At 30.4% G+C, this 16,921-nt stretch carries 12 protein-coding genes; 7 read left to right on the forward strand and 5 right to left on the reverse strand.

The window, feature by feature from the left end; translation table 11 throughout:
- Positions 1-243: 243 nt before the first annotated feature.
- Positions 244-648 (reverse strand): DUF1573 domain-containing protein, encoded by a 405-nt coding sequence (locus JOP69_RS00815; protein WP_203394447.1) that lies wholly within the window; start codon positions 646-648, stop codon positions 244-246.
- Between the two features lie 124 nt (positions 649-772).
- Here JOP69_RS00815 and JOP69_RS00820 point away from each other — a divergent pair, with 124 nt between their 5' ends.
- Both JOP69_RS00820 and JOP69_RS00825 read left to right on the forward strand, forming a co-directional pair.
- Positions 773-3,409: a valine--tRNA ligase gene (locus JOP69_RS00820; RefSeq protein ID WP_203394446.1), complete on the forward strand. Its 2,637-nt coding sequence runs from the start codon at positions 773-775 to the stop codon at positions 3,407-3,409.
- A gap of 184 nt (positions 3,410-3,593) precedes the next feature.
- Complete coding sequence (locus JOP69_RS00825) at positions 3,594-4,460, forward strand: OmpA family protein (protein ID WP_203394445.1); 867 nt, start codon at positions 3,594-3,596, stop codon at positions 4,458-4,460.
- Between the two features lie 178 nt (positions 4,461-4,638).
- Here JOP69_RS00825 and JOP69_RS00830 read toward each other — a convergent pair whose 3' ends face one another.
- Together JOP69_RS00830 and JOP69_RS00835 are read right to left on the reverse strand one after the other, a co-directional pair.
- On the reverse strand, positions 4,639-5,628 hold the full coding sequence (locus tag JOP69_RS00830) for an aldo/keto reductase (protein ID WP_203394444.1): 990 nt from the start codon (positions 5,626-5,628) through the stop codon (positions 4,639-4,641).
- A 195-nt stretch (positions 5,629-5,823) separates the two neighbouring features.
- Positions 5,824-8,736, reverse strand: coding sequence for an FAD-binding and (Fe-S)-binding domain-containing protein (locus JOP69_RS00835; protein ID WP_203394443.1), 2,913 nt, complete (start codon positions 8,734-8,736; stop codon positions 5,824-5,826).
- Between the two features lie 333 nt (positions 8,737-9,069).
- Here JOP69_RS00835 and JOP69_RS00840 point away from each other — a divergent pair, with 333 nt between their 5' ends.
- Together JOP69_RS00840 and JOP69_RS00845 are read left to right on the forward strand one after the other, a co-directional pair.
- The gene (locus tag JOP69_RS00840; RefSeq protein WP_203394442.1) at positions 9,070-10,137 is read left to right on the forward strand and encodes a Rossmann-like fold-containing protein; all 1,068 of its coding nucleotides are present in this window, start codon (positions 9,070-9,072) and stop codon (positions 10,135-10,137) included.
- A gap of 603 nt (positions 10,138-10,740) precedes the next feature.
- A complete protein-coding gene (locus JOP69_RS00845; RefSeq protein ID WP_215602640.1) occupies positions 10,741-11,736 on the forward strand; it encodes an IS110 family transposase in 996 nt (331 codons plus the stop codon).
- A gap of 185 nt (positions 11,737-11,921) precedes the next feature.
- Here JOP69_RS00845 and JOP69_RS00850 read toward each other — a convergent pair whose 3' ends face one another.
- Positions 11,922-13,097, reverse strand: coding sequence for a nitrate/nitrite transporter (locus tag JOP69_RS00850; RefSeq protein WP_203393675.1), 1,176 nt, complete (start codon positions 13,095-13,097; stop codon positions 11,922-11,924).
- Positions 13,098-13,183: 86 nt separating this feature from the next.
- Here JOP69_RS00850 and JOP69_RS00855 point away from each other — a divergent pair, with 86 nt between their 5' ends.
- The gene (locus JOP69_RS00855) at positions 13,184-14,038 is read left to right on the forward strand and encodes a hydroxymethylglutaryl-CoA lyase (protein WP_203393676.1); all 855 of its coding nucleotides are present in this window, start codon (positions 13,184-13,186) and stop codon (positions 14,036-14,038) included.
- 154 nt (positions 14,039-14,192) lie between these two features.
- On the opposite strand, the gene JOP69_RS00860 is transcribed toward JOP69_RS00855, so the two are convergent.
- Positions 14,193-14,807 carry an FMN-dependent NADH-azoreductase gene (locus tag JOP69_RS00860; protein WP_203393677.1) on the reverse strand — a complete coding sequence of 205 codons (615 nt, stop codon included), beginning with the start codon at positions 14,805-14,807 and terminating at the stop codon, positions 14,193-14,195.
- Between the two features lie 140 nt (positions 14,808-14,947).
- Here JOP69_RS00860 and JOP69_RS00865 point away from each other — a divergent pair, with 140 nt between their 5' ends.
- Positions 14,948-15,292 carry a helix-turn-helix domain-containing protein gene (locus JOP69_RS00865; RefSeq protein ID WP_203393678.1) on the forward strand — a complete coding sequence of 115 codons (345 nt, stop codon included), beginning with the start codon at positions 14,948-14,950 and terminating at the stop codon, positions 15,290-15,292.
- Positions 15,293-15,394: 102 nt separating this feature from the next.
- Positions 15,395-16,900, forward strand: coding sequence for a bifunctional UDP-sugar hydrolase/5'-nucleotidase (locus JOP69_RS00870; protein WP_203393679.1), 1,506 nt, complete (start codon positions 15,395-15,397; stop codon positions 16,898-16,900).
- The last annotated feature ends 21 nt before the right edge of the window (positions 16,901-16,921 follow it).

The raw sequence follows: 16,921 nt of genomic DNA on the forward strand, positions 1-16,921 counted from the left end.
ATATTTTTTTTAAAGTTATTCATGCGAATTTCCGAAATATATTTTATTTAGACGACTTTATTAAAAAAAGTTTGAAGGTTTCTATTTTAAAATGGTTTGGATAATATTTAATGTGTTTTATGAACAATAAGCTAGGTAATAATTGTAAAAGGGTAAATTAGAGTACAAAAAAAATCGAATTCCAAATTTAAGAAATACTCTTAAAATTGAAATTCGATTTTCGTTTAGAAAAAAAAGTACAGTTTAAATATCGGTTAAAATACTTTTTTCTTTTTCTAAAGAAATAGCTTTGTTTACAAAACCTTTAATTTTAATCATTTTTCTAGCAGTTTTAGCATTAGAAAAAACAGTAATGGTTTTAGAAAAACCGCCAACTCTTTTAGTGTCGTAAGAAACTTTAATTTCTCCTTTTTGCCCTGGCATTATTGGTTGTTCTGGTTTTTTAGGCACTGTACAACCACAAGAAGACTGAACGTTTTTTATAATTAAAGGTTGATCTCCAATATTTGTAAAGACAAAAACCCTTTCTCCATTAGAACTTTTATCAATTTTACCATAGTCAATAGTTTCTTTTTCAAATTTAAATTCTTGTGCGTTAATTGAAAAAGAAATAAAGAATACTACTAATAATGTTCCGAAAGTTTTCATAATTAAATATTTTATGCTGTAAATTTATGATTAATAATTTGTTTTAAAAAATCAACTACTAATTTTCTCGACAAATTAGAGTTTTGTATTTTTGCAAACTATATATCAAAAACGATACCAAAGTATGACAATTCCATCTAAATATGATGCAAGCCAAGTAGAAGGTAAATGGTACGACTACTGGATGAAAAACAACTATTTTCATTCAACGCCAGACGAAAGAGAACCTTATACAATTGTAATTCCGCCACCAAACGTAACAGGCGTTTTACATATGGGGCACATGTTAAATAATACAATTCAAGATGTATTAATAAGACGTGCGCGTTTATTAGGTAAAAATGCATGTTGGGTTCCTGGTACAGATCATGCATCTATTGCTACAGAAGCAAAAGTGGTTGCCAAGTTAAAAGAACAAGGAATTAGTAAAAGCGATTTAACGCGTGAAGAGTTTTTGCAACACGCTTTTGATTGGAAAGATGAATACGGAGGAATCATTTTAGAACAATTAAAGAAGTTAGGTGCTTCTTGCGATTGGGAAAGAACTGCGTTTACAATGGATCCGGAAATGTCTGAATCTGTAATTAAGGTTTTTGTTGATTTATACAACAAAGGTTTAATTTATAGAGGATACAGAATGGTAAACTGGGATCCAGAAGCTAAAACGACACTTTCTGATGAAGAAGTAATTCACGAAGAAAGACAAGGAAACTTGTATTATTTAGAATATAAAATTGAAGGATCAGAAGATACTTTAACCATTGCTACTACAAGACCAGAAACTATTTTTGGTGATACTGCAATTTGTATCAACCCAAATGATGAACGTTTTACGCATTTAAAAGGGAAGAAAGCAATTGTACCTTTATCTAATAGAGTAGTGCCTATTATAGAAGACGAATATGTAGATTTAGAATTTGGTACAGGTTGTTTAAAAGTGACGCCTGCACACGATGAAAATGATAAGAATTTAGGTGATAAGCACAATTTAGAGGTTATCGATATTTTTAATGAAGATGCTTCTTTAAATTCTTTCGGATTACATTACCAAGGAAAAGATAGGTTTGTAGTAAGAAAAGAAGTTGCTAAAGAATTAGAAGAAAAAGGAATTTTAGTAAAAACTGAAGTTCATGTTCATAAAGTAGGTACCTCAGAAAGAACAAAAGCAGTTATAGAACCTAGATTGTCTGATCAATGGTTTTTAAAGATGAAAGATTTAGCGAAACCTGCTATTGATGCAGTTTTGGGTGAAGATGCTGAGATTAACTTATATCCAAAGAAATTTGAAAACACGTACCGTCATTGGATGGAAAATGTACGTGATTGGAATATTTCTCGTCAGCTTTGGTGGGGACAACAAATTCCAGCGTTTTTCTACGGAGACGGAAAAGAAGATTTTGTAGTTGCTGAGACAAGAGAAAAAGCTTTAGTTTTAGCAAAAGAGAAAACAGGAAATACTTCGCTGTCGGCGTCCGACCTTCGTCAAGATGAAGATGCTTTAGATACGTGGTTTTCTTCTTGGTTGTGGCCAATGTCTGTTTTTGATGGAATTAGAAATCCAGAAAACGAAGAAATTAAATATTATTATCCAACAAACGATTTAGTTACCGGACCTGATATTTTATTTTTCTGGGTAGCAAGAATGATTGTTGCGGGTTACGAATATAAAGGCGAAAAACCTTTTAATAATGTGTATTTAACTGGTTTGGTTAGAGATAAACAAAGACGTAAAATGTCTAAATCTTTAGGGAATTCACCAGATGCTTTAAAATTAATTTCTGATTATGGAGCAGACGGAGTAAGAGTTGGACTTTTATTAAGTTCTGCTGCCGGAAATGATTTAATGTTTGATGAAGATCTTTGTCAGCAAGGAAAAGGATTTGCAAATAAAATTTGGAATGCTTTCCGTTTGATAAAAGGTTGGGAAGTTGATGCAAGTTTACCACAACCAGCAACTTCTAAAATTGGTTTAGAATGGTACGAAGCGAAGTTTCAAAAAACGTTGGCAGAAATAGAAGATCATTTCTCTAAATACCGTTTGTCTGATGCTTTAATGGCAATTTATAAACTAATTAACGATGATTTTTCTTCATGGTTATTAGAAATTGTGAAGCCTGCTTATCAACAACCAATAGATAAAACTACGTTTGATGCTATTATTGAAGTTTTAGAAAATAACTTAAAAGTATTGCATCCATTTATGCCATTTTTATCAGAAGATATTTGGCAATATATTGCAGACAGAACACCAGAAGAAGCATTGATTATTGCAAAATATCCAGTATTAAAAGAGTTTGATACTCAAATTATTGCTGATTTTGAATTTGCAACAGATGTAGTATCAGGTATAAGAACTATCAGAAAAGATAAAAATATTTCTTTTAAAGATGCCATTGAATTATTTGTTATTGATAACGATAAGAGTTCTAAAGAATTTGATGCTGTAGTTCAGAAATTAACAAATACCGAAACTATAAACTATGTTTCAGAAAAAGTAGAAGGTGCTTCATTTAGAGTAAAATCTAATGAATACTTTGTGCCAATTTCTATAGAAAATATAGATGTAGAAGCAGAAATAAAGAAATTAGAAGGAGAGCTTAAAAGAGCAGAAGGTTTCTTATTTGGTATTACAAAGAAGCTATCTAACGAACGTTTTGTATCTAATGCACCAGAAAAAGTGTTGGCTTTAGAACGTAAGAAAGAAGCAGATACTATTGCAAAAATAGAAACCATAAAAAGTAGTTTGAGTTCTCTTAAATAATTTTTATTTTTTTTAATATTATAAGTCCATGAAAATTAAGTTTTTATGGGCTTTTTTTTGTTTTTTATAAAAAAGTTGATTTTTATGGTAGGGTTTTTTAAAACTGAGTTGTTTTATTTATAACAGTATCATTTAATAACAAAATAACCTTTTAAACGGTTATAAAAATTTAAATCAATCTATTATGAGAAAATTTATTATTCCGGTTGTAGCAATATCATTATTGGCAACATCTTGTGTCTCTAAAAAAAAGTATGTTGCGCTAGAAAACCAGTATATTAATACAAAAGGAAATCTTCAAAAAACTACTTTAGAAAAAGAAGCATTAGAAGGAAAATTTGCTAAAATTGAAAATAGAGTAGCGGATTATAATGAAAAAATTAATTCATTAAAAAGTAACAATTCTAGCTTACAAGATGCGAACGATGTAAAGTTAGATATGGTTGGTAAAACCGCTGTAATATCTAACAAGACAAGAGAGAGAATGAGAGAAACTTTAGCAAAAGTAGATCCTGCATTACTTTCTGAGGCAAAAACATTAAAAGATTCTTTAAATCTTGCTATTGCGTATAATTTAAAAAATAAAATTAACTCATCTGATTTAACAGATTCTGATGATTTAAATATTGATATAGATCAAACAGTAGTGATGATTTCTGTTTCTGATAAATTATTATTTAACAACGCTAGTTATAGAGTTAAAAGTGGCGCTTATGGTTTAATTGAAAAATTAGCAGCAGTTATAAAATCTGAACCAAGTATGGATGTTATGATTGAAGGACACACAGATTCTAGAACCATTAACAATGCAGTTGTACAAGACAATTGGGATTTAAGTGTAAAAAGAGCAACGTCTATTGTACGTCTTTTAGAAAGTAAATATAATATTGAGGGGAGTAGATTGATTGCTGCAGGTAGAGGTTCTACAATGCCTTTAGTAGAAAATACTACAAATGCTAATAGAGCAAAAAACAGAAGAACTAGAATTGTAATTTTACCAAATTTAGACAAATTCTTTGCTTTACTTGCAGATGATCAACTTTCTGAATAAGAAAAATTGTATGAAAAAGGAAGAGTTTAGGAAAAGGAAGAGTGTAGTATAAATAGTGAAAAGCTCCTTTAACAAGGAGCTTTTTTTATGTAATAAATAATCATCTTCTGTTCGGTGATAATAAAAAAAAGAGTCCTTTTAGGTTTATAAAACTTAAAGGAGCTTTTATCATTTTATTTTAAGCTAAAATGGAATTAATTGTAGTCAGTTCCTCATCAGAAAAGGTAGTATTTTCAGTAGCCTTTACACTATCTAAAATTTGTTCGGTTTTACTTGCTCCAATAAGTACAGACGTAATTCTATCATCTTTTAAAATCCAAGAAATTGCCATTTGCGCTAAATTCTGATTTCTGCTTTTAGCAACTTCGTTTAAAGCATTTATTTGAGGAAGCATTTCCATCACTTTATCTGTCTTTAAATAGCGTCCGTCTTTCACGGCTCTAGAATCTTTTGGCAATCCGTTAATGTATTTGTCCGTTAACATACCTTGTGCTAATGGAGAAAAACAAATTGCTCCAACACCAGAATTTCCTAATAAATCTATCAAACCATCTTCTATCCAACGGTCAAACAAACTATATCTTGGTTGATGAATTAAACAAGGAGTTCCTAAGTCTTTTAATATTTTAAACGCTTTTTCTGCTTCTTTAGGCTGATAGTTAGAAAGACCAACATACAACGCTTTTCCTTGTCTTACTATTAAATCTAAGGCACCCATTGTTTCTTCTAAAGGTGTATCATAATCGGGTCTGTGGTGATAAAAAATATCCACATAATCCAATTTCATTCTTTGTAAACTTTGGTCTAAACTAGAAATTAAATATTTCTTAGAGCCAAAATTTCCATAAGGACCTTCCCACATATCATAACCTGCTTTTGATGAAATAATCAATTCATCTCTGTACTTTTTAAAATCTTTTTTTAAGATTTTACCAAAAGTTTTTTCTGCAGAACCATAAGGAGGTCCGTAGTTGTTGGCCAAATCAAAATGGGTTATTCCGTTATCAAAAGCACATTTTAATAAATTTCTGGCATTGTCAAAATCGTCATTTTTACCGAAATTATGCCACAAACCTAAAGAAAGTTCCGGTAACAGCAAGCCGCTATTTCCTGTTCTTCTATAGTTCATTTTATTATATCTCTCTGAATCTGCTTTGTATTTTGCCATGATTATTTGTAAATTAATCTCATAGAATAATTATTAATATTTAGACTAATATTCTATTTTCAAAGTAACAAAAAAGCAACGATTTTACAATCATTGCTTTTCATATATTTCCGTTAAATATCTTTTAGAAGTTTGTTTAATTTCTTTGGATCTTCTTTGTTTACTGCCAACTGCAACTAAAAACTGCTTACTAAATTAAACCAACGCTTCTTTTAAAATAGTAATAGGATGTTTTGCAATACGTTTTGTTCCATCATAAATTTGGTGTCTACAACTTGTTCCTGCAGCCACAATTTGTGTGTCTTCTGGTGTATTTCTAATTTTTGGAAATAAGGTGTCTTCACCAACTTGCATAGAAACTTTGTAATGTTCTTTTTCATACCCAAAAGAACCGGCCATTCCGCAACAACCAGAATTGATAATGGTTACTTTATAATTTTCTGGAATATTTAATATTTGAAAACTTGCATGTGTGCTAGACAATGCTTTTTGATGACAATGGCCATGAATTTTTAGAGTCTTAGCTGCAGATGTAAATACAGAAGTATCAATATTACCTTTTTCTAATTCTTTTGCTAAAAATTCTTCGAAGGTTAAAGCATTTTTCGCTATTTTTTCTGCGGATTTTTTATCATCCGCTAAACGAATATACTCGTCTCTAAAACCTAAAATTGCTGAAGGTTCTATTCCTACCAATGGAGTTTCGTCTGTAATAATTTCTTTAAAAGTAGCAACATTATTATTACAAATTGCTTTCGCTTCTTTTAAGAAACCTTTAGAAATATGACTTCTTCCGCTTTCATCATGTTTTACCGTTTTTACTTCGTAGCCTAATTTTTCTAATAAAATTACAGCGTCTTGTCCAATTTCTGCATCGTAAAAATTGGTGAATTCATCATTGAATAAATAAAGAGACTTTTTAGTTTTCTCAGCAGCAATCGAAGTTGCAAAGTGTTTCTTTAACCAACTTTCTAAGGTTTGATTCGCTAATTTAGGAACTGTTCTTTCAACTGCAACACCTAATATTTTTTTTGTTAGTGTAGTGTTTGTGAAAAAGTTAGTTATTGTAGGTAAATAACTTCCTAATTTATTGTACTTGGCATTATTTGCAAATAATTTATTTCTAAAAGAATACCCGTTTGTTTCTTGATATTGATAAAGAAACTCTGCCTTCATGGTAGCAATATCCACATTACTTGGGCATTCTGATGCACACGCTTTACAACTTAAACAAAGATCGAAAACTTGTTTTAATTCTTTATGATTAAATTTATTTGCTTCCGTAGAATTTGTTAAAAACTCACGTAAGGTATTTGCTCTTGCTCTTGTAGTATCTTTTTCGTCTTTAGTAGCTCTGTAACTAGGACACATGGTTCCGCCAGCTTCTACAGGTTTTCTACAATCTCCGGTACCATTACATTTTTCTGCTAATTTTAAAATTCCTTCATTATCAGAGAAATCTTGAATGGTTTTAATTTCTGGTTCAACTCTATCAATTTCATATCTAAGGTTTTCATCCATTGCAAAAGCATCCGTAATTTTTCCTTGATTAAATACGTTGTTTGGATCAAATGCTTTTTTAACCCTTCTTAATAACTGGTAATTTTTATCACCAATCATTAACGGAATAAACTCTGCACGCACAATTCCGTCTCCGTGTTCACCAGAAAAAGAACCTTTATATTTTTTTACCAACTCAGCCGTTTCAGTAGTAATTTTTCTAAATAAAACCACATCTTCCTTTTTCTTGATATTCAAAATAGGGCGTAAATGCAATTCACCAGCGCCAGCATGTGCATAATACACAGCGTTTTGTTGGTATTTGGCCATAATTTGAGTGAATTCCTCAATATAATTAGGCAAATCTTCTAAAGCAACTGCAGTATCTTCTATACAAGCAACCGCTTTTTTATCTCCTACAATATTAGCCAAAGCACCTAAACCTGCTTTACGTAAATAATGTACTTTTGCAATATCTGCTCCGTACACTTTTGGATGATGATATCCGAAATTGTTTTTCTCTAAATCGGCAATTAATTTATCTGCTAAAATTTCGGTTTCTTCAATGGTATTTGAAGAAACTTCTAGCATTAAGATAGCTTCTGGATCACCTTGTAAAAAGAAACGATTTTCGGCTAATTTTCTATTGTTTTTAGAGCAATCTAAAATGGTTTTATCCATTAACTCACAATTATATAAATTGTGATTCATGGCAATTACAGTAGCATTTAAACTTTCGTTTATAGATTTAAAATGCGTACAAACCATAATACTTTGAGAAGGAGGAAGGGGGTCTAATTGCAAGGTAATTGACGTAGAAAAAGCCAAAGTTCCTTCACTTCCTGCTAATAATTTTGCAACATTTATGGTTTTTGAAGTTCCTCCGAATAAATCTGAACTTAATAATTCGTCAATAGCATAACCAGTACATCTTCTGTGAATGGTTTCTTTAGGAAATTCGTTTTTAATTTCTTGCTGATTTTCAACTAATGAAAGCTCATCAAAAAGACTTTTATAAATTTTTCCTTCTTGTGTATTCTCTTTTGTTTTTTTGATGAAATCTGCCGAAGTAATTTCTTTAAAAATTGCGGTGCTACCATCACTTAAAACGGCATCAATTTCTAAAACTTTATCACGAGTTACTCCATATTTTATAGAGGTACTTCCAGAGGAATTATTTCCAACCATTCCGCCCATCATACAACGGTTAGATGTAGATGTATTTGGACCAAAAAACAAACCGAAAGGTTTTAAATATACATTTAAAGAATCTCTTACAATTCCGGGTTGTAATGTTACGGTTTTTGCTTTTTCATCAAAAGAAATAATGTTCGTAAAATGTTTAGAAACATCTACCACAAGACCGTCACCAACACATTGTCCTGCCAAAGAAGTTCCTGCGGTTCTTGGTATTAACGTAATATTGTTTTTAGTTGCAAAGGTAATTAAGGTTTTTAAGTCTTTTTCATCCTTTGGAAAAGCGACCGCTAATGGAATTTTCCTGTAAACAGAAGCATCGGTTGCGTATAAAGTTTTATGTAAATTATCAAAAAGAACATCACCAGAAAGTGAGTTATTTAAATTGTCTAAAGTAGTATTGTCTATCATTATTTACTATTGAAAAGTAAGAATAAGAAACAAATATCCGAATAATAAACTCATTATTTCTATCTCTAAAAACTTCTTTGGTAATTTTTATCGATTCTATAAAAAATGATTTAAAAAACGGCTAATTTTAAAGGATAAAAAAATGGTATATATAATTTTTTGCTATTTCTGTGAATAATTAAAATACTAGGTTTTAAAAAGTATCTTTGCAAAATATTATTTGGTAAACAATTGATTGTAGATTGCTACTAGATTTTAATACGATTTCTAATTTTTAAAAGAATGAGTTGCAAATAGCATTAAGCTGCAATTCTATATAATACACATAAATTAATGAGTTCAGCGTTACAAATAAACAAACCAACACCAATTCACCCAGGTGATGATCTAATAAAATTTGATAGTAATACAGATGTAAGAGAAACGCTTTATGCGATGAGGGAAGGGCAATCTGTTTTAATTACGGAATTTTATAGCAACGGAATGTTGCTTTTAAAAGAGTTGCAAAAACATTTAAAAATTCGTTTGCCAAATAAAACAATTAAAGAGCAACATGCATTTCGTGTAGAATACCATACGCTTTCTAATCAAATTTTATTACAAATTAAAAATCAAAAAGTGGTGGTAGACAAAGCGCCTAAAATTGGTTGGTTTGCTAAAATGTTTGCAAATAAAAATAATTTTTTATTAACGTTTCCAGAAGTTCAAAGATTAAACAGTGCTTGGCAAAAGTATAATAAAGGAATTAAAGTGCCTGTTTTAAGAAACAAAGTACATCCTTATTATGGCGTATATTTTCCTACGCGTTTCGATCAATTAACCTTGTTTGATAATTGGTTAAAACGATACGAAGGACCAAAAAAATCTGCTATAGATGTTGGTATTGGTAGTGGTGTTTTGTCTTTTCAGATGGTGCAACATGGTTTTCAGAAAGTATTTGGTACAGATACAAACCCGAATGCTATTTTTGGTTTAAAAGAATTTATGGGAGAGACCAAATTGTCTCGTAAAATAGAATTAGATCACGGATCTCTTTTTGGTAAATGGGAAAAAGAAACGGAATTAATAGTTTTCAATCCGCCTTGGTTGCCAGCAATTTCTGGAGAAGAAAATATAGACGAAGCTGTTTATTATAATAAAAACTTGTTTCCTAAGTTTTTTGCAGAAGCAAATAATAGGTTGTCTGAAGACGGGGAATTAGTCGTATTATTTTCTAATGCAGCTCAAATAAAGAATCTTACAAAAGAAAATCCGATAGAAAAGGAATTAGCAAAAGGAATTCGTTTTAAACTAGAAAAATGTTTAAAGAAAACCATAAAACCTGTGGTTGATAAAACAAAACGAAACAAAAAAGCAGCTCCTTTAGAAGAAGTGCAGCTTTGGGTTTTGACTAAAGTTTAGTAGATTATTTGTCATTTCGACTTTTCGTAGAAATTACATAACGATGATTACACCAAATTGATCACTTTTAATTTCGGTGAAGAAACATAAGAATATAAGGATAGCAATTAGTTTTGCTATCCTTTTTTTTGTTTGTGTAAAATGTAATTTTGGGTGTAATAAACAAAATGTTCTAGTTATAAAATTTCTGAAAAAGAAATTTTATAACTATTGATTTTTTTTTACAAGTGACTGTGAATCAATTATTTTTTTTTGAAATTATAAAAAACTTCACAAAACTGTTACTTCGACCTTTTGGGAGAAGTCTCATAAAGAGGAGAACGTAAATTGAGCAATATTATGTGATTTCTCCCTTTGGTCCTTTAGATTAGCAAAGTATAATTATTGAGTTTAATTCTTATATTTTAGTCCAATATAGAACTCATGTTTTATAATAAAAAAGAATGGAGTGAACTTTCCTTAAGTCTAGATTTATCAGATCTATATTTCGTATTAGTCTCCATTCTTTTATTTCCGATTACAAAGGACCAAATAGAATTTCAGTTTCGACCTTTTAAAGGTTTTAGTCAACGTAATCATTTTTTACTAACACAAAACAAAATTATGAAAATTAAACAAACTATTGGTATCGACATTAGTAAATTAACCTTTGATGTTCGGATTCACAGTAATCAGTGTTATCAAGCATTTGAGAATAACTTAAAAGGTTTTAAAGCACTTATAAAATGGGTAGAAAAAAACAACTCTATTTCTAAGGAACACACTTTATTTGTTTTGGAACACACAGGTATTTATTCTGAAGAAATCGCATCATTTTTTGATGTAAATAACTTTTATTTCGCATTAATTCCAGGTTTAGAAATAAAGAAATCTCTAGGAATATCAAGAGGAAAAGATGACAAAGTAGATGCTACAAAAATAGCATTATATGGGTATCGATTAAGAGATGAAATTAAACCATATAAACTTCCATCAAAAAACATTCATCAATTAAAACGCCTTTTAACATTAAGAGAAAGGCTAGTGAAACAAAACGCTGGTTATAAAGCAACACTTAAAGAACAGAAAAGAGTTTATACTAGAAAAGAGAATCAACTTCTTTTAGAAACTCAAGAGAAAATGATAAAATATTTTACAAAGCAAATTAAAAGTGTTGAAGCCGAAATGAACAAAATAATTAAGGCTAGTGAACAACTTAAAAAACAATACAAACTAATTGTGAGTATTAAAGGAATTGGTAGTCAAACAGCTTTATTTATGATTGTAACAACCAACGGATTTACAAAGTTTGCTTCTTGGAGAAAGTTTGCTTCTTATTCTGGTATTGCTCCTTTTCCGAATACTTCAGGAACAAGTATAAGAGGGAGAACCAAAGTAAGTAATCTTGCTAATAAAAAAATCAAAAGTCTTTTTGATATGTGTGCAAAATCAGCAATACAATACAATCCAGAAATGAAGCTATTTTATAATCGAAGAGTCGAACAAGGAAAGAATAAAATGAGTACAATTAACATCATTAGAAATAAATTATTATCACGAATTTTTGCAGCTATAAAAAGACAAACTCCTTATGTAAATGTTTTAAAATATGCTGCTTAAAAATTACTAAAATATATTTGGTAGAGTCATAGAATACGAAATGACAAAACTGCAAGTCATCATTTCCGCTTGATATTTTTTTATCAGATGCCTCAATCAGACAGCTTGCGTTACTAAGTTTATTATAGAATTGTCACATCAAGTGATGTTGCTTTTCGCAAAATTGTATCGAGATGTTTTTAAGTTCACGAATGAACTTCTTTTCTAGAAAAAGTAAATAATCCTAAAATAGGACCAATGGCTAATAGCATAAAAATAGCATTAGAATCTGTCATTTCTTTGTAGTTGCTTATTAATTGAATACTTACAATAGTGATTGCAAAACCAATACAATTAACAATGGTCAATGCTGTTCCTTTATTTTTTGACGCTACATTTTGTGCAACTAGAGTAGAAAATAATGGAGAGTCTGTAACAACTACCATTCCCCAGAAAAGTAAAAAGGCAATAAATAGATTTTCATTTGTTAGTTGAAACATCAACGGAGAAATAAGACAACAAATACAAGATAAAAATAAGGCTAAATAAGCAATGTTTTTTGGGCCATATTTTTGTGATAAATAGCCTCCTAAAACACAAGCTAAACTTCCTGTTCCAATAATTATAAAGGATAATAAAGGAATATTAAGTTGGGTGTCTGTATGTGAATTCTCGTAGATTTTTAAAAGAATAGGTACAAAAGTCCAGAAGGTATAGAGTTCCCACATGTGCCCGAAATAACCAAAAGCAGCTTTTCTAAATTTCACATTTTTAAAGATGGAAAAACAAATGGTAATATCTAGCTTTTTTCCGGCAGTTCTATAAGGTCCGTTAGGTACAAAAAGCAACATTAATAATCCGCCAAAAGCGGCTAAAACAGAAATTGATGTAATAATTGTTTTCCAAGAATAGGAATGCATCATGTCTTTTAATAGGTGAGGTAAAGCAGTACCTAAAACCAATGCGCCAACTAAAAAGCCTAAAGATTTACCCAGGCCTTTATCAAAATAATCTGTCGCAATTTTCATACCTACAGGATAAATTCCTGCCAAGAAAAAACCAGTTAGAAATCGCATACCTATTAGCGAGAAAAAAGTTTGATTATCGAAAATAAGTCTCCAATTAAAAAACGCACCTAAAATTGCACAGAAAAAAAACACTTTAGATGGGGGAAATCGGTCTGCAATGGTAAACAAAGCAAAGACTAAAGTCCCCATAATAAAACCAAATTGTACTGCAGATGTTAAATAGCCTAGCGCAATAGTACTTAAGTTAAAACTGATTACTAAATCTGTCATTACACCGTTGCTTGCAAACCATAAAGAAGTGCAACAAAACTGAGAAATAATGATTATTGGAAGAATATGTTTTGAGTGGCTCATATAGAAAAGCGAAAGTACCAAAAAGCAGGTAATAATCAATTAAAAAATGTTTTGCCACTTCATTAGAATTTCTATCTTTGATATTGATGAAAAAAGTAAAAATCATAGAATGTCCGCGTGATGCAATGCAAGGAATAAAAAGCCATTTTATTTCTACAGAAAAAAAAGCATTGTATATTAACTCACTCTTAAAAGTAGGATTTGATACTATTGATTTTGGCAGCTTTGTTTCACCAAAAGCAATTCCGCAAATGCGAGATACTGCAGCTGTTTTGTCTAAATTAGATTTGTCTAGAACGCAAAGTAAATTGTTAGCAATTATAGCCAATGTAAGAGGTGCAAACGATGCTTCTCAGTTTGAAGAAATCGATTATTTAGGATATCCTTTTTCTATTTCAGAAAACTTTCAAATGCGTAATACGCATAAAACAATACAAGAATCTATAGAAACGTTAGATGCCATTTTAAATATTGCAGATAAAACCAATAAAGAAGTAGTGGCGTATTTGTCTATGGGTTTTGGTAATCCGTATGGAGATCCTTGGAATGTGGAGGTTGTAGGAGAGTGGACCGATAAATTGTCTTCTATGGGCGTTAAAATTTTATCACTTTCCGATACTGTAGGGAGTTCAACACCAGAAGTAATCGACTATTTGTTTTCTAATTTAATTCCGCAGTATCCATCTATAGAGTTTGGCGCACATTTACACACCACTCCAGATAAATGGCACGAAAAAGTAGATGCAGCTTTTAAAGCTGGATGCCATCGTTTTGATGGTGCCATTAAAGGTTATGGAGGTTGCCCAATGGCAAAAGATGAGTTGACTGGTAATATGCCAACAGAAAAGTTATTGAGTTATTTTACCACGCATAAAGCAGATACAAATTTAAAACCCATGAGTTTTGAAAGTGCTTATAACAAGGCTTTAGAGACTTTTTAATAAGTAAAGAATAATTACCTTTATAGGTTAACAGTAAGCTAAAAGGCATAATTCCCTAATCAGAATCTGATTTTTTTTTGAATAAAACAACAGACTGAAAATGGAAACACTTAATTAACTTATTACTATTTCTGTAACTCAAAATTAATTCGGATTAATACCATTTATCACTTACATTTTTAATTTCTTCTTTTGCATCGGCTATCATTTGTTCAGATTTGTCTGCATATTGTATCATACCAAATTTATTGATAGCTTCAGCAGGAATCCCAAGAAAATCAAAAGCTGTTATTAAAAAAGGAGTTGCAAAATTAACACTTTTATAAGGTTCCATTCCAAAATCACTTCCACTTGTCATTAATATCAAAGCTTTTGTATTTTTACAGAATCCTTGAACACCAGTTTCTGTATATCCAAAAGTTTTTCCAGCTTGTATGACAGCATCAAACCAAGCTTTAACTGTTGCAGGAATTGAAAAATTGTACATCGGACTCGCCAAAACAACATAATCTGTATCCAATAATTGTTGCATCATTTTATCATTTTTGGCTAAAATTTTCTGTTGTTCATCCGTAAGTGCTACACCACCAAAATTTCTATTTACATAAAGATTCAAATTTTCTTTTAATAATAAATCTGGAGCTTCTTCTGCTAAATCAACAAATGTTATTTCTGTTTTGTTTTGATTGTTTTCTATAAAGAAATCAAGCATTTTTTTTGTATTGGAATTATCTCTTGGAGTATAACTTAAAATTAATGTTTTTTTCATTTTAATATTCTTTGATTATTATGAACAAATTTATGTTAAATTTGCTATATAAAGTATACTACTATACTAAAGTATATCGATATGCTTTGGTATAGTAAAGTATTAAGACGAATCTAAAGATGGATAAAAAAAAGAGTGAAATGAATATATATACTCCAACAGAATGTAAAAAATTTATTCTTCCTGTTCGAGATGTTATAGACATAATTGGAGGAAAATGGAGATTACCAATTATTATAGCGCTATCTTTTAAAGTTCATAGATTTAAAGAATTAGAGCGCCAAATTGAAGGAATAACCCCAAGAATGTTATCCAAGGAATTGAAGGAGTTAGAAATAAATGGATTAATAAACAGAGAGGTATTTAACGCTATGCCTGTCTCTGTTGAATATAGCCTTACGGATTACGGAAAATCATTAGATAAAGTAATTGAAACAATGAGAGATTGGGGATTAACCCATCGAAACAAAATAAGAAATGAATAAAAACGATGCTTATTTTTAATTTAAACGTATCTATAATATGTAAAAATAAATTACTTTCAGAATATTTCTTATTTTATATATTGCATCAAAAAGAATTCAGACATGAAATTATCAAAGCTATTTTTATATTTTTTAGGAATCACAATTTTAGCATCTTGCTCTAAAGATGATGATAAAATAGACTTTACTTTTTTACAGTTAAATGATGTGTACGAAATTGCCCCTATACAAGGAGGAGAATTCGGAGGAATGGAAAGAGTAGAAACGGTACACAAACAATTATTGGAAGAAAATAAAAACACCATGCTTTTTATGGCTGGCGATTTTTTGAATCCGTCTTTATTAGGAACCATTAAAATTGATGGAGAAAGAATTCAAGGGAAACAAATGGTAGAAGTAATGAATGCCATGAACTTCGATTTGGTTGCTTTTGGAAACCATGAGTTTGATGTTTCTAAAGTGGCCCTTCAAAAAAGATTAAACGAAAGTAATTTTCCTTGGATTTCTGCCAACGTAAAATTAAAAACAAAAGAGGCTGCAATTCCTTTTTACAAAGAAGTTAATGGTCATAAAGAGCATGTGGGAGAAACTTTTATCAAAGAATTTTCAGATGAAGATGGTACCAAAATAAAAGTAGGTTTTATAAGTGTTTGTATTCCATCCAATCCAAAGGATTTTGTAGAATATGGAAGTATGTTTGTAAAAGCAAGAGCCTCTTATGCAGCTATAAAAGATTCTGTAGATGTGGTTTTTGGGTTAACGCATGTAGCTTTAGAAGATGACAAAAAAATTGCAAAGATAATTCCAGACCTACCATTAATTATGGGAGGACATGAGCATACCAATAGTAATGATTTTGTTGGAAATGTGCAAATTTCTAAAGCAGATGCCAATGCAAAAACAGTGTATATTCATCGAATTTCTTATGATAAGAAAACAAAGAAAGCGGTGGCTACATCAGAATTAAAAGAAATCAATGCTACCGTTAAACCGGATGAAAAAGTAGCCAAAATTGTATCGAAATGGCAAACAATTTTAACTTCAAAAATTACTGAGATTATAAAAAATCCAGAGGAAGTTATTTTTGAAGCTAAAACACCGTTAGACGGAAGAGATGCTTCAATTAGAAGTACACAAACAAATTTAGGAGAAATCATTACCCAATCTATGTCTTTTGCTTATAATGATAAAGTGGACTGTGCTCTTGTAAATGGCGGTTCTATAAGAATTGATGATGAATTGAGTGGGCATATAACACCTGTAGATATTTTTAGAGTGTTGCCTTATGGTGGAGCAATTTTAAAAGTTAAAATAAAAGGAGGGCTACTAAAAAGAGTGTTAGATTATGGTAATAAAGCAAAAGGTACAGGTGCTTATTTACAGCGTTTTAATGCTGAAAAAATAGGAGAGAAGTGGTTGATTAAAAACGAAGAATTAAACATTAATAAAACCTATAGCGTTGCCTTTTCTGATTATTTATTAAAAGGTTTTGATATTCCTTTTTTATCCAAAGAAAATAAAGAAGTTTTAAATATTTATACGCCTATTGAATCTGAACTTTCTTACGATATTAGAAAGGCAGTAATTTCTTATTTGAAATCATTATAATTATAATACTCATTTATTTAA

This window comes from Polaribacter sp. Q13, from assembly GCF_016858305.2.
Taxonomy (GTDB): Bacteria; Bacteroidota; Bacteroidia; order Flavobacteriales; family Flavobacteriaceae; genus Polaribacter.